This window comes from Roseinatronobacter thiooxidans, assembly GCF_001870675.1.
Taxonomy (GTDB): domain Bacteria; phylum Pseudomonadota; class Alphaproteobacteria; order Rhodobacterales; family Rhodobacteraceae; genus Roseinatronobacter; species Roseinatronobacter thiooxidans.
In genome coordinates, this window is record NZ_MEHT01000007.1 from 26,341 (window position 1) to 40,679 (window position 14,339).

Here is a 14,339-nt window from a genome sequence, read left to right on the forward strand (position 1 = left end):
GTTACATCCGCGCAAGGTTCATCTGGCGCCGCATTTCGCGGATCACCGCGTCCAGCCCGACAAACACCGCCTCGCCAATCAGGAAATGGCCGATATTCAGTTCGACCAGTTCAGGGATGGCCGCAATCGGGCCTACGTTTTCATAGTTCAACCCGTGGCCTGCATGCACTTCCAGCCCCAGATCGCGCGCCAATGCGGAACACAGGATCAACCGGCGCAGCTCTGCATCGCTCGCGGCCCCATCGCCTTCGGCGAAATAGTCGCAATAGGCACCGACATGCAGCTCTATCACCTGCGCCCCCACGCGGGCCGCTGCCTCGACCTGCGCCTCGTCCGGGGCGATGAACAGCGACACCCGCGCGCCCGCGTCGCGCAGCGGTGCAATGAATTCGCGCAGGCGGGGTTCATCGCCCGCCACATCCAGCCCGCCTTCGGTTGTGCGTTCTTCGCGCCGCTCTGGCACAATGCACACAGCATGGGGTTTATGCGCCAAGGCAATGCGCTGCATTTCATCCGTTGCGGCCAGCTCCAGATTGATGGGCAGCGTGACCGCATCCATAACTGCGGCAAGATCAGCATCACGAATATGCCGCCGGTCTTCGCGCAAATGCAGCGTAATCCCATCTGCGCCGGCTTGCTGCGCCAGCTTCGCGGCGCGCACAGGGTCAGGGTCGCGCCCCCCGCGCGCATTGCGCAAAGTCGCCACATGGTCGATATTCACGCCCAAGCGCAAGGCGGTTTCAGGGTTTGTCAGGGACATTTTCATCCTCGCTGTGTTCTGTCAACACATACGCCACTTCTTCCAAAACTCAATATCCCAAGCTGGGGTCTGCGTCATTTCTTCGCGTCGCTTTTGCGTGCCTGTTCAAATCGTTCCTGAAGTTTCTTCAACCTGCGGCTGCGATAGGCGCGGATCAGTGGCAGCGACAGGAAATAGGCGATCACCCCGCAGACCGTGCCAATAATCGACCCGCCCAGCATATACGGCACGAACACTTCCCAGCCGAACTTCTCCAACTTTTCCCAGATCAGCACCTCTGGCGTAAACATGGCCAGCAAATTGCGCCCCATTTCACCCCAGATCGCGCCAAAAGCCTGCATCACCTCTGACGCTTTGGCCGACTTTTCGCGCCCCAGAATAAAATTTCCCAATTCCAGCGCACTGACCACAATAATGGGAAATGTGAAAGGGTTGCCAAAAAATGTAGCCAGCAGGGACGCCAGAATATTGCCCCGCAACGCCCATGCCAAAGATGCGGCGGCGATAAAATGCAATCCGAATAGCGGCAGGCAACTGACGGCCACACCTGCGGCAATGCCTTTTGCAATCCGTTCGGGGCTGTCGGGCAGGCGCCGCAACCTGTGCATGACGTAATTCGCAGACCGGCCCCAGCCGCCGCCGGGAATAAAGAAATTCACCAGCGCTTGGCGAAAATTCCTTGGGCTGCGACGTTTGAACACCAAGGCAACTGCCCTTCCTGAGCTACGACCCGACCGCCACAGTCAAGGCCGCAAAGACGGATCTCTTGCACGAACGATCTGCGCGACCGCCGTTTCGGCTTCGAGGGCCGTTAACACCTGATGCAGATGCGAGATGCCGCGCAACTCCAACTCTACCAACAAACGGTAGAAATCAGGCTTTCGATCCACGAACCGTAGATCAGAGATATTGGCCTTATGCTCTCCAATCAAGCTACAGACGCGCCCAAGAACGCCTGCATCGTTGGAAATCGTCAAATCCAGCGACACACCATAGACAGCGGGGTGTGTGCCATCCAGCCAGTGCAGGTCGATCCAGCGTTCGGGCTGGCTTTCATAATCGGCCAATGCCTCGCAATCCATGGAATGCGCGACCACGCCTTTGCCACGATAGGTGATCCCGATAATCCGCTCTCCGGGCAAGGGCTGGCAGCAGGGGGCGCGCCGGAAAGACTGGTCCGCTTCCAGCCCGACAACAGGGCGCGCGGCATCGACTTCCGGCTCTAGCAAGGTGGTTTCGGGATACAGCGCATTGACCACGCGGCGCGCGCTGATCTCGGCAGAGCCGACACGCGCGCGCAATTCGGGCGCATTCGGCACGCTTAGCAGTTTGGCCGCTGTCGTCAGTGCCTTGGCGCTCAACTCGCGCCCTGCCCCTTCAAAGGCCAGCCGCAACAACTCGTTGCCCAGCCGGATAAAGCGTTCACGATCCTCGTTGCGCAGTGACCGGCGAATCGCTGATTTCGCCCGCCCCGTGACCACAATATCAATCCAGCTGGATTGCGGGCGCTGGCCTTCGGCTGTGATAATCTCGACCGACTGGCCATTGCGCAGCCGCGTCCAAAGCGGCACGCGCAACCCGTCCACCTTGGCCGAAACACACCCATCCCCGATGCGCGTATGGATCGCATAGGCGAAATCCAAGGGCGTTGCCCCGCGCGGCAGCTGGATCACATCGCCCTTGGGGCTGAAGCAAAAGACCTGATCCGAATACATCTCCAACTTCACATGTTCGAGAAAGGCGTCGTGATCCTCTTCATTCTCGAACCCTTCGGTCAGGGTGCTGATCCATTTCGCGGGGTCTACCGCAAACGGGTTTTCACTGCGCTGGCCGTCGCGGTAGGCCCAATGCGCGGCAACGCCCGCTTCGGCCACTTCGTGCATTTCACGGGTGCGGATCTGGATTTCGACACGCTTGCCATCGCGCCCCGACACGGTTGTGTGGATCGAGCGGTAGCCATTCGATTTGGGCTGGCTGATATAATCCTTGAACCGCCCCGGCACGGCTGTCCAGCGTCGGTGCACCGCCCCCAGAACGCGGTAACAATCGTCAAATTCCGCCGTGATAATGCGAAACCCGTAAATGTCGGACAGGCGCGAAAAGGCCAGGTCTTTTTCCTGCATCTTGCGCCAGACGGAATAGGGCTTTTTCGCGCGGCCATACACATCGGCCACAACATCCGCGCGCTCCAGCTCGGCGCGGATATCGGCGCTGATGCGGTGCACCACATCGCCCGCTTCGCGCTGCAAGGTGATGAAGCGGCGCAAAATGGAATTGCGGGCCTCGGGGTTCAACACCCGAAAGGCCAGATCCTCCAGTTCTTCGCGCATCCATTGCATGCCCATGCGCCCTGCAAGGGGGGCATAGATATCCATCGTCTCGCGGGCTTTCTGGGCCTGTTTTTCTGGCCGCATGGACCGGATCGTGCGCATGTTATGCAGCCGGTCTGCCAGCTTCACCAGAATCACACGCAAGTCGCGCGACATGGCGATCAATAATTTGCGGATATTTTCGGCCTGTTTCGCCTCGGACGAAGACAGTTGCAGATTGGTCAGCTTGGTCACACCATCGACAAGTTCGGAAATCTCGGCGCCAAACAGGCGGCTGACTTCTGTATAGGTCGATTTGGTGTCTTCAATTGTGTCATGCAGCAGCGCGGTGATGATTGTTGCATCATCAAGGCGCATTTCTGTCAGCAAGGCCGCCACAGCAACCGGATGGGTGAAATACGGCTCTCCCGAGTGGCGAAACTGACCTTCATGCATCGCCTCGCCATAGGCCCATGCTTCGCGGATCAGCTTTTCGTCACTACGCGGATTATAATTGCGCACAAGCGCGATCAGATCGTCTTGCGTGATCACGCCTGCGGCCCTTCCCTGCCTGTCACACTGGCCCCTGCCCCATTCCGGCGCATAGGGCCAAGCGTGACTTAGCCTGCTTGTCCCTGTGCTTCCATCAGCGCGCGCAGCATCTGCTCTTCGCTCATGCCGTCCTGTTCGGGGGCATCGCGCTCTGCGCCGCCCATAAGCAGGGCCATATCGTCATCTTCCGGCATATCGACTTCGATCTGCGTTTGCAGACTTTCGATCATGCGTTCGCGCAGATGGTCGGCAGATTGGGTTTCCTCGGCAATTTCACGCAGGGCAACAACAGGGTTTTTGTCATTGTCACGGTCAACCGTGATCGGCGCGCCTGCCGCGATTTCACGGGCACGATGCGAGGCAAGCGCCACCAACTCGAAACGGTTGGGAACTTTGTCAACGCAATCTTCCACTGTTACGCGGGCCATGATGTCTCTCCAGTCTGCCGGATGTGTCGGGTCAAAGCGGATCATTACTGCGCCTGACGGGAGTTGACAAGCGCTAGCAACCGCAAAGCGATGTGAATTTACTGTGAAATCGGCCTTATTTCCGCCAAATCCGCAGGATCAAGCGCTGCATGCAGTTCGGCCACGGTTTTCCTCAACACAGGATGGCACCAGTCAGGGGCAATATCCATCAGCGGAACCAGCACGAAAGCACGTTCATGCAGGCGCGGATGCGGCAAAATCAACTCGTCGGGCGCAAGCCGCATCTGCTCTGCCAACTCCAGCCCCGCCCATTGTCGGTAACGCTTCAGATCGGGGCAAATCTGCGCCCCCACGGCCAGCAGATCCAGATCCAGAATGCGCGGCCCCCAGCGCTGCGCCCGGACGCGCCCCGCACGCCTCTCGATATCATGCAGGGTTTGCAGGATGGCTGGCGCGGGCAGATCGGTCACGCAAAGTAACGCCGCATTCACAAAATCGGGACCGGCCCCCGCAGGGAAGCATGGGGTCCGAAACACCCTGCTTTTTGCTGCAACTTCAACCCCTGATTGTGAAATTTCGCAAATCGCGGCCTCGACCTCATCCAAGGGACTATCCTTTTGCCCCATGAGGTTGCCCCCAATAGCAACCAGCACCTGATTGCATTTCCCCTGTGTATCCTTATGTCTCATGACATGCTGTGACGCATAATAACACCCGCTCGCATTCTTTGCGTTATATGTTCGACTTTTATGCGTCATTACCCGAAACACACTCAATTGTAAGGTAAAATTGGATGTTCTACAAAGATGAGCGTCTTGCGCTTTTTATTGATGGTGCGAACCTATACGCGGCCGGCAAGGCACTGGGGTTCGACATTGATTACAAGCTTTTGCGTCAGGAATTCATGCGGCGCGGCAAGCTTTTGCGGGCTTTCTACTACACGGCCCTTTTGGAGAATGAAGAATATTCCCCGATCAGGCCATTGGTGGATTGGTTGCATTATAACGGTTACAACATGGTAACCAAGACGGCCAAGGAATACACCGACTCGATGGGCCGTCGCAAAGTCAAAGGCAACATGGATATAGAGCTTGCTGTAGATGCAATGGAACTTGCACCAAGGCTGGACCATGCTGTGTTGTTTTCCGGCGATGGCGATTTCCGCCCCTTGGTCGAAAGCCTGCAACGTCAGGGCGTGCGCGTCTCTGTCGTCTCGACAATCCGCAGCCAGCCGCCCATGATCTCGGACGATCTGCGCAGACAGGCCGACAATTTCATCGAACTTGATGAATTGCGCGATGTGATTGGTCGCCCCCCGCGCGAACCACGGTTCGAACGAGAGCCTGACGCGGAAATGTCCACCAACTGACGCGGACCTTCCACACTTACACGCCAGCTGCGATGCATCTTGCATCCGGCTGGCGTTGTGCATTCTGGGACGCCGTCTATCGGCAGGATGACAGTTGAAATCATATGCTGTATTCTACATTCTTGAGACATGACGAAGACCGCCAGAGCTGTCCGCACGCCCGGTTGGCCTGCGACATAAATGCAAAGATTGGCATTAAGTAAAGTATTTTTGTTGCTCTGCACCAAATAAGACCCTATGTAATGCTGCGACCGCATAATAGAGAAAACGATCAGATTGGAATCACCGATGCCGCATGATGGACAAGCCCTGCACTCGCCTCTTCTCACAGACCTTCTGGATGTGACACGCGCCGCATTGCCCCCCGTTGAAGCGGTATTGAATGACGCATTGGACGCAATGCGCGTGCGCATCGCACCGGCGGGCAAAATTGACGCAACCCTGCTGGAAACCGACCAATACGCCGCCCACGGCTTGGCATGGCTGGCAACCTATGTCGAAAGCCTGCGCCAGATGCAGGGCTGGGCAGAGCGGTTGAAGGATGAAGGCCGCTTTGGCGAGATGGAGCAGTTGATCCTGCAAATCGGGTTTGGCGAATACCTCAACCAGATCGCAGGCGGGATTGCGATGAACCAGGGCGAAGTCGCGCGTCTGGCAGATCTTGGCGTCACTGCCGATCTGGATACAGGCGCCGCAGGCCAGTTGCGCCGCGATGGCAATACAGACGCCGCGCGCATGGCGCTGGTGGCCTGCATGCGCACCAACCATGGCCGCGCAACCTTTGGCGCGACCGGGCTGGACGAAGAGTTGGAAATGATCCGCGACCAGTTCCGCCGCTATTCGGACGAACAGATCGCGCCGCACGCGCATGACTGGCACCTGAAGGATGAACTCATCCCGATGGACGTGATCGAGCAATTGTCCGAAATGGGCGTTTTCGGTCTGACCATTCCAGAAGAATTTGGCGGGCTGGGCATGCCCAAGGCCGCGATGGTCGTCGTCTCTGAGGAATTGTCGCGCGGCTATATCGGCGTGGGCAGCCTTGGCACCCGCACCGAGATTGCGGCAGAACTGATCATCTGTGGCGGCACCGATGCGCAGAAAGAACATTGGCTGCCCAAGCTGGCCTCGGGCGAGATCCTGCCAACAGCCGTGTTCACCGAACCCAATACCGGCTCGGACCTTGGCGCATTGCGCACTCGCGCAGTGAAAGTAGGCGAGGATTGGGAGATTACGGGCAACAAAACATGGATCACCCATGCCGCCCGCACCCATGTCATGACTGTGCTGGCCCGCACCATTCCCGACACCACAGATTATCGCGGCCTGTCCATGTTCCTGGCCGAAAAGGAACCGGGCACAGATGAACATCCCTTCCCCACCCCCGGCATGACCGGCGGCGAGATCGAGGTGCTGGGCTACCGTGGCATGAAGGAATACGAGCTGGGCTTCGACGCCTTCAAGGTCAAGGGCGAGAACCTGCTGGGCGGGGTCGAGGGGCAAGGCTTCAAGCAATTGATGCAAACCTTCGAATCGGCCCGCATCCAGACCGCCGCGCGCGCCATTGGTGTGGCGCAGAACGCGCTGGAAGTGTCGATGCAATATGCCGAAGACCGCAAGCAATTCGGCAAATCGCTGATAGAATTCCCCCGCGTTGCCGCCAAACTGGCGATGATGGCGGTAGAAATCATGATCGCGCGCCAACTGACCTATTTCAGCGCCCGCGAAAAAGATGCCGAGCGCCGCTGTGATCTGGAAGCAGGCATGGCCAAACTGCTGGGCGCGCGCGTGGCTTGGGCTGCGGCAGATAACGGGCTGCAAATTCACGGCGGCAACGGCTTTGCGCTGGAATACCAGATTAGCCGTATCTTGTGCGATGCACGCATCCTGAATATCTTTGAAGGGGCTGGCGAAATTCAGGCACAGGTGATTGCGCGGCGCCTGCTATAAGGCCGCCGGAATTGCCAGTCTGACCGAGGGCGCGCGGAGGGAGGAGCCGCGCGCCCTATTTATTGGCCCTACAGCAACTGCCGCTGGTGGATGATCTGGGGGATTAGCTTCTTCACCGTGAAGAACCCCGCCGTGGCATGGGGCCAGATTGCGCGATCCCAAGGGCGCTGCCATTCACATAAAGTTATCCCCGCCGCGTCCAGCGCCGGTGTGGCCTCTCTCAGCCAGTCACGCAGCGGCCCTTCGGGGATATAAGGCGTGATAATCTGCCGCGCGCCAGCCTTACCCGCCCACCGCGCCAGATCGGCAGGCACGCCCGCACGCAACGCCTCTGCCTGCAAGCCTGTGCGGCGGGCCGCGTCTTGCAAAGCGCCCGCTTCAAACGCCGCCACATCATCCGAAACAGCGCTGACAGAGCGCAGATGCGACGCGGCAAGCGTAGCGGTCGCGCGAATATCATAAGACGCCAGATCAAAATCCTCGACGCGGCAATCTTCTTCGGTGATCAGCAACGCAGAGGGGCGCGCAGGGTCAGGCGCGCGCGGCGGCCGCAAGGGGGTGACCGATGGCAGCCCGTCAGGTTCGGACCCTTCCAGCCCTTGCACCACCTCAGTCAGGTCGCTCTCGCGCGGGGCAAACCGCTGGCCGGTGAATTTGGCAATGTTCCAGCCCTGCGCCGCATAGGGTTTGCCCCGCGTATGCAGCCCCGCCACCCAACGCCAGCCCAATGTGTTGGACGCCGGGTCCCCATCCAGCAAATGCCGATAGAAGAAATCCGCCCCCAACCGCCACGGCAGGCCCAGCGTGAAAACCCAGATCGAGGCGAACCACATCCGCGCATGGTTGTGCAAATACCCCGTCTCGACCAGCTCTCGCGCCCATGCGTCGAAACATTCCAGCCCGCTTTGGCCTGCTTCAGCATCCGCCACAGCACGGCGCAAGGCGCGGTCACGCTCCAACATTTCCAGATCGCGCAACACGCCGTCACGGTAGCTGGCCCAGATGACGGGCCTGCGTTCCAGCCACCCCTTGAAATAGCCGCGCCACACCACTTCCTGAATGAATTTCTCGGCCTGCTCTGGCCCATGTGTGGCAAGGGCGGCTGCGACCACATCTTCCTCCAGCACCAGCCGCCGCCGCAGATAGGGCGACAGGCCAGACACATCGCGGTGCTTGTCCGGCCCGTAGTCGTAATTCCGCCCCGCTGCATAGTGCCGCCCCATACGCGGCACAAATGCCGCCAGGCGAGCCTCACCCTCGGCCCGCGTTGCTGCCTGATATCGCATAATCCCGCCTCTGACTTGCTGCTTATGCGCCAGATAGCCTGCCGCGCGCGCGCTTCAATTCGCCGCGCGCTACTCTGGCGTTTTGGCGAAATCGAAATCATCCAAGCGCGCGCCACGCCGCGTGATCTTGTCGGCAGAGATGCGGATATCCGACAAATCGCCCTGCACTTGGGCAAAATGCCCCTCAAGTTTCGCCACACGCGCACCCAGCCGCGTGGCATCTTCCACCAGCAACTGCACTTCGCGCCGCACCGCGCGAGCCTCGCTGCGCAAGCGGGTATCTTTCAACACCGCGCGCAATGTCACCAATGTTGCCATGCAGGTCGAGGGCGAGACGATCCAGACCCGCGCGGCAAAACTTTCGCGCAGCACATCGGCCATATTGGCATGCAACTCTGCATAAACCGCTTCCGAGGGCAGGAACATCAGCGCGCCTTCGGCCGTTTCACCGGGCAGGATGTAGCGGTCCGCAATCGCGCGGATATGCCCGCGCATGGCGCGCGACAGGGCGCGCCGTGCCTCAGCGCGCTGCGCGTCATCGGTGGCGCGCGTCAGCGCCTGCCACCCTTCCAGCGGAAACTTGGCATCCAGCGCCAAGGGCTGTTCCAGATGGATCAGCGCATCGGCCCGCCGCCCGTTCGAAAGGGTTGCTTGCAGGCTATAGGCATCGGGCGGCAGGGCATCGGCCAAAAGCGCCTCCAGCTGCACCTCGCCAAAGGCACCGCGCGCCTGTTTGTTCGACAGGATATCTTGCAGGCTAAGGACGTTCCCGGACAGCGCCTCGATCTTGGCCTGTGCCGCGTCGATCACTTGCAGCCGTTCGCGCAAGGCCCCCATGCTGCTGGCGGTCACCTGCGCATTGCCCGCCAGCGTGTCGCCCATATACCGCCCCATATCGGCAAGGCGAGCTTCGACCAGCCCGATCACCTGCGTCTGGCTTTGGGCCACATGCCCCAGCCCGCCTGCAAGCTGCTGCTGGCTTTCGCCCAAGCTGGTCAACCGCGCATCCAGCACTGCCAAGCGCCCCGAAAGCGGCCCCAGCACCCGTGCCAGCCGCCACAGCACCACAAGCGCCACTGCCCCCAGCGCAAGCGCGATCACCACAGGGTCCGTCCAGGACAGGCTCATCTGCGGCCAAACAGCTTTTCAATGTCATCAAGGCCCAGTTCCACATAGGTGGGCCGCCCGTGGTTGCATTGGCCAGATAGGGGCGTGGCCTCCATCTCGCGCAAAAGCGCGTTCATTTCTTCCACCCGCATCACACGGCCAGACCGGACAGAGCCGTGACAGGCCATGCGCGACAAGACCGCATCTATGCGCGCTTCCAGAGTCTGGCTTTGCCCCAGATCGGCCAGCTCATCCAGAATGTCGCGCAACAGGCCGCCCGCGTCGAGTTGGCCCAGAATGGCGGGCACTTCGCGGATAATGACGCAGCTGCCGCCAAATGCCTCGACCACCAGCCCAAGTGCGGCCAGATCGGGCGCAAGCTCCATCAGTTGCGAAGTCTCATGGGGTGACAGCGCGACAATCTCGGGGATCAGCAGCGCCTGCGCGGCCACGCCATTTTCTGCGCGCTGGCGCTTTAGCCGCTCATAGACCAGCCGCTCATGTGCTGCGTGCTGGTCGACAATCACCATCCCGCGCGTGGTTTGGGCGATGATGTAATTCTCATGCACCTGCGCGCGCGCGGCCCCCAAAGGGGCGTCCTGCAGGCCATCAACTGGGACTTCATGACGCGCCGACACACCCTGCGGCTCTGGCCAAAGCGCGGGCGCCTCGGCAAAGCCTTGCGGGGCTTGCAACTGATAGGCGCTCCGCACCGCCCCACTGGACGGGCGGTCCATCTGGTAGCGCTGTGGCGCGGCTTGCGGCTGCATCGCGCCCAGCATTGCGCCGCCCACTGTGCTGGAGGCCCGATGCCCCGCCCCCGCCAGCGCATGGCGCAAGGCACTGATCAGCAACCCGCGCGCAAGGCCGGGGTCACGAAAGCGCACCTCGGATTTGGCGGGGTGGACGTTCACATCCACCAGTTCGGGGTCACAATTCAGGAACAGCGCCACAACAGGGTGCCGGTCGCGCGACAAAACATCGGCATAGGCGGCGCGCAAGGCCCCCAGCAGCATCTTGTCGCGCACAGGCCGGCCATTGACGAACAGGTATTGCGCCACCGCCGCCCCACGCGAATAGGTGGGCAGCGCGGCAAGCCCTGTCAGGTGGAACCCCTCGCGCTCTGCATCGATGCGCAGGGCGTTGTCGGTGAATTCGCGCCCCAGAATCGTCGCCATCCGTTCTTCCAGCGCATCAAACAGCGCGCCTTGGGCGGCGTCTGCGCGGAAAATCTGGCGCGTCTCATCATTCGACACATCGCTTAGGGTAAAGCTGACATAGGGTTCTGCCATTGCCAGACGTTTCACCACATCGGCAATCGCCTGCGCCTCGGCGCGGTCCGAGCGCATGAATTTCAGCCGCGCAGGCGTGGCGTGGAACAGATCGCGCAGCGTGACTGTGGTGCCATATTGCGCCGCTTCGGGCCGGACACTGCCGATCCGCCCGCCATCGACCGACAGCGTTGCCCCCTCTTCGCCCGCAGCGCGGGTGGTCAGGGTCAGCCGCCCCACAGCGCCCAAAGAGGGCAGCGCCTCGCCCCGAAACCCGAAAGAGCGGATATTCAGCAGATCACTGCCATCAATTTTAGAAGTGGCATGCCGCGACAGCGCCAGCGGCAAATCCTGCGGCCCCATTCCATGCCCGTCATCGCGTACGCGGATCAGGGTTTTGCCGCCATCGGCATAAGCCACATCAACACGGGTTGCGCCCGCATCCAGCGCGTTTTCAACCAGTTCTTTCACCGCAGATGCAGGCCGTTCCACCACTTCGCCAGCGGCAATGCGGTTGACAGCGGCCTCATCCAGCTGGCGAATTTCCGGGCGTATATTGCGATCTGGTGCGTTCATACTACAGGATATAGCATGACCACTTGCCACCTGCCAAGCCTCAGTTCAGGCCCACAGGTTGCCCCACGATCACGAAAAACAGCGCATCAGGGTCATACAGGCGCGATGCGACATCATTCACCTCTTCCAGCGTCAGGGCGGCAATCATGTCATTGCGCTGATTGACATAATCAATGTCAAACCCCTGATACTGCATCGATGCCATGATCGACGCGATCGAGGAATTACCGTCAAAGCGCAGCGGATATGCGCCTGTCAGATAGGTCTGGATACGCTCCAACTCCTCTTGCGTCACGCCATCGCTGGCCATACGCGCCCATTCTTCGCGCAACAGCTCTATCACAATTTCAACATTGGCGTTGTCAGTGGACAATCTGCCCTGATAGCTTTCACCCAGCGCACCAGACGACAGAAACGCACCAATACCGTAAGTAAGCCCACGTTCTTCGCGCAAATTGCGCATCAGCCTTGTGCCGAAGCGGCCACCGCCGAATACTTCATTTACAACAAAAGCAGTCAAAAACTCCGGATCATCGCGCGCGATCCCTGCATGGCCGAATGCGACAACCGATTGCGGACCGTCAAAGGGAATGATCTCTAACCCCGCCTCGGCCAGAAACTCGGCGCGCTCTGGCATGTGCCAGCCGGTATCGGGCACCCCCTCAAACAGGCGGTCCAGCAAAACCCCCAGATCCTCGGCAGAAATGTCGCCCGCCGCCCCGATAAACACATTGTCACGCGCAATCGCGCCCTGATGCGCCGCTACAAGGGCGTCGCGGTCCAGCGCGGCTATCGTTTCCGGCGTGCCGTTGCTTTCGCGCCCATAGGGGTGGTCCTGAAACGCCGCACGGGCAAAAGCACGAGAGGCGATGGTGTTCGGCTCTAGCACATCGCGGCGCAGTTGCGCCAAAAGCTGCCCGCGCGTGCGCGCGATTGCGTCTTCATCAAAGCGCGGCTCGGTCAGGGCAAGGCGCAAATGGTCGATCACGGCTTCGGCATCTTCGGTCAGGAACCGCACCGAAACAGACACCGAATCGCGCCCCGCATCAAAGCGGATGCGGGTGGCCAGTTCTTCACTGCGGGCCGCGAAAGCCTGCGCATCCATGTCGCCCGCCCCTTCGGAAAGCAGCGCGGTCATCATATTCACCACACCGGCCTGCGCGTCATCTTCCAGTGTCGCGCCGCCCGCAAAGATCAGATCCAGCGAGACAAACGGGATCGAGCGTTCTTCGACCAGCCACGCAGTCAGCCCCGATGGCGATGTAACCGGCGTAATGTCCACCTCTGCGCGCAGCGGAAAGGCAACGAGGATGAACAGGGCAATCAGACGTTTCATTGGCTCAACTCCGAAGTCGCGGGCAAGGTCAGGTAACCAGTTACAGCATTGCGGCGGTCCAGCAGCATCTGGCCTGCGGCGATCACGTCTTCAGGCGTGACAGCTTCCAGCGCGTCGATCCAACCCTCGACATCGTCAACACTCAAGCCGATGCTAAGCCCCACGCCGAACTGACGCGCGCGCGATTGCGCGTCATCCAACCCGTAAATTTCAGAGGCCCGAAGCTGGCGGCGCACGCGCTCGAACTGGTCCAGATCGACGCCGTCTTCCAGAAATTCGGCCACAACGCGGTCAAGGGCGGCTTCGCCGTCTTCCAGCGACACACCGTCCACAGGCGCAATCCCAAGCGAGAACATGCCATAATCGCGCGCCATGCCGTTGTAGCTGGCCCAAGCCGACAGGGCGACGCCTTCTTCAAAATTCAAACGCCGTTCCAGCACCGATGTGGTGGAACTGCCGCCCAGCAGCGCCGCCAGCATTTGCAGCGCGGCGGCTTCCGACTGGTCGCCACTGCGGCGCACTGGGGCCAGATAAATGCGGCTGACATAGGGCGTGCCCACCCGCGCATCCTCGAACACGATGCGGCGTTCCGCCAGATGCGGCGGCTCAGAGGGGCGCTCACGCATTGCCGCATTGGGATTTTGGGGGATCGGGCCATAATGCTGTTCTGCCAGCGCCAGCGCTTGGGCGGTGTCGACATCGCCTGCGATCACCAGAATAGCGTTATTGGGGCCATAATGCTGGCTGTAGAATTCCATCGCATCCGCGCCGGTCAGCCCTTCCATCTCGTGCCGCCAGCCGATGATCGGGGTGCCGTAGGGGTGCGCTTTATAAAGTGCGGCCAGCAACGCCTCGTTGAATTGCCCGCCCACGCGGCTTTCCAGAACCTGCCCGCGTTCTTCCAAAATTACACCGCGTTCCGGCAGCCAGTCCGCTTCGGTGAAGGACAGGTTTTGCATCCTGTCCGCTTCCATTTCCATCATCAGGTCCAGCCGGTCAGAGGCAACGCGCTGGAAAAAGCCAGTGTAATCCCAAGACACGAAGGCGTTGTCGCTGCCGCCATTGGCTTCGACCACGGCAGAAAATTCGCCCGCGTCGCGCGTGTCGGTGCCCTTGAACATCAGGTGTTCAAGGAAATGCGCAATGCCGGATTTCAAAGGCGGCTCGTCCGCAGCCCCTGCCCGATACCAGACCATATGCACCACAACAGGCGCGCGGCGATCCTCGATCACGACCACCTCCAACCCGTTATCCAGTTGGGCATGGGTCACAGTGTCGCCGTAAGCGGGGTGAAGCAGACCAAGCGTCAGCAGGGCGGCAAATGCCAGATGGCGCGCAAACATGAAAATCCTCCAAGACCCGTATTGCGGGCAAGCTACTGTCTTTGGGGAAGGT

Annotated in this window: 12 protein-coding genes; 2 read left to right on the forward strand and 10 right to left on the reverse strand. The window is 60.4% G+C overall.

What is annotated here, in order from left to right; all coding sequences use genetic code 11:
• Window position 1 precedes the first annotated feature (1 nt).
• From BG455_RS03265 to folK, 5 genes are all read right to left on the reverse strand, one after another.
• The gene (locus tag BG455_RS03265) at window positions 2-760 is read right to left on the reverse strand and encodes a pyridoxine 5'-phosphate synthase (protein WP_071468747.1); all 759 of its coding nucleotides are present in this window, start codon (window positions 758-760) and stop codon (window positions 2-4) included.
• Between the two features lie 74 nt (window positions 761-834).
• Entirely contained in the window at window positions 835-1,461 is a 627-nt protein-coding gene (locus tag BG455_RS03270; RefSeq protein ID WP_245735468.1) for a DUF2062 domain-containing protein, read from the reverse strand.
• A 42-nt stretch (window positions 1,462-1,503) separates the two neighbouring features.
• Window positions 1,504-3,621 carry a RelA/SpoT family protein gene (locus BG455_RS03275; protein ID WP_071468544.1) on the reverse strand — a complete coding sequence of 706 codons (2,118 nt, stop codon included), beginning with the start codon at window positions 3,619-3,621 and terminating at the stop codon, window positions 1,504-1,506.
• Between the two features lie 68 nt (window positions 3,622-3,689).
• Window positions 3,690-4,049, reverse strand: coding sequence for a DNA-directed RNA polymerase subunit omega (rpoZ, locus tag BG455_RS03280; RefSeq protein ID WP_071468545.1), 360 nt, complete (start codon window positions 4,047-4,049; stop codon window positions 3,690-3,692).
• A gap of 98 nt (window positions 4,050-4,147) precedes the next feature.
• Window positions 4,148-4,807, reverse strand: coding sequence for a 2-amino-4-hydroxy-6-hydroxymethyldihydropteridine diphosphokinase (gene folK, locus BG455_RS03285; RefSeq protein ID WP_342742036.1), 660 nt, complete (start codon window positions 4,805-4,807; stop codon window positions 4,148-4,150).
• Between the two features lie 35 nt (window positions 4,808-4,842).
• Here folK and BG455_RS03290 point away from each other — a divergent pair, with 35 nt between their 5' ends.
• Together BG455_RS03290 and BG455_RS03295 are read left to right on the forward strand one after the other, a co-directional pair.
• Entirely contained in the window at window positions 4,843-5,418 is a 576-nt protein-coding gene (locus BG455_RS03290) for a LabA-like NYN domain-containing protein (protein ID WP_071468547.1), read from the forward strand.
• 288 nt (window positions 5,419-5,706) lie between these two features.
• Complete coding sequence (locus tag BG455_RS03295) at window positions 5,707-7,368, forward strand: acyl-CoA dehydrogenase family protein (protein WP_071468548.1); 1,662 nt, start codon at window positions 5,707-5,709, stop codon at window positions 7,366-7,368.
• 68 nt (window positions 7,369-7,436) lie between these two features.
• Here BG455_RS03295 and BG455_RS03300 read toward each other — a convergent pair whose 3' ends face one another.
• The 5 genes from BG455_RS03300 to BG455_RS03320 form a co-directional block, all read right to left on the reverse strand.
• Entirely contained in the window at window positions 7,437-8,654 is a 1,218-nt protein-coding gene (locus tag BG455_RS03300; RefSeq protein WP_071468549.1) for an FAD-binding domain-containing protein, read from the reverse strand.
• Window positions 8,655-8,723: 69 nt separating this feature from the next.
• Window positions 8,724-9,782: a DNA recombination protein RmuC gene (locus BG455_RS03305; RefSeq protein WP_071468550.1), complete on the reverse strand. Its 1,059-nt coding sequence runs from the start codon at window positions 9,780-9,782 to the stop codon at window positions 8,724-8,726.
• The gene (gene mutL / locus BG455_RS03310) at window positions 9,779-11,608 is read right to left on the reverse strand and encodes a DNA mismatch repair endonuclease MutL (protein ID WP_071468551.1); all 1,830 of its coding nucleotides are present in this window, start codon (window positions 11,606-11,608) and stop codon (window positions 9,779-9,781) included. The genes BG455_RS03305 and mutL overlap by 4 nt, the downstream gene beginning before the upstream one ends.
• Before the next feature lie 40 nt (window positions 11,609-11,648).
• On the reverse strand, window positions 11,649-12,944 hold the full coding sequence (locus tag BG455_RS03315; protein WP_071468552.1) for a M16 family metallopeptidase: 1,296 nt from the start codon (window positions 12,942-12,944) through the stop codon (window positions 11,649-11,651).
• Window positions 12,941-14,287, reverse strand: a complete 1,347-nt coding sequence (locus BG455_RS03320; protein ID WP_071468553.1) for a M16 family metallopeptidase — start codon at window positions 14,285-14,287, stop codon at window positions 12,941-12,943. The genes BG455_RS03315 and BG455_RS03320 overlap by 4 nt, the downstream gene beginning before the upstream one ends.
• Between the last annotated feature and the right edge of the window lie 52 nt (window positions 14,288-14,339).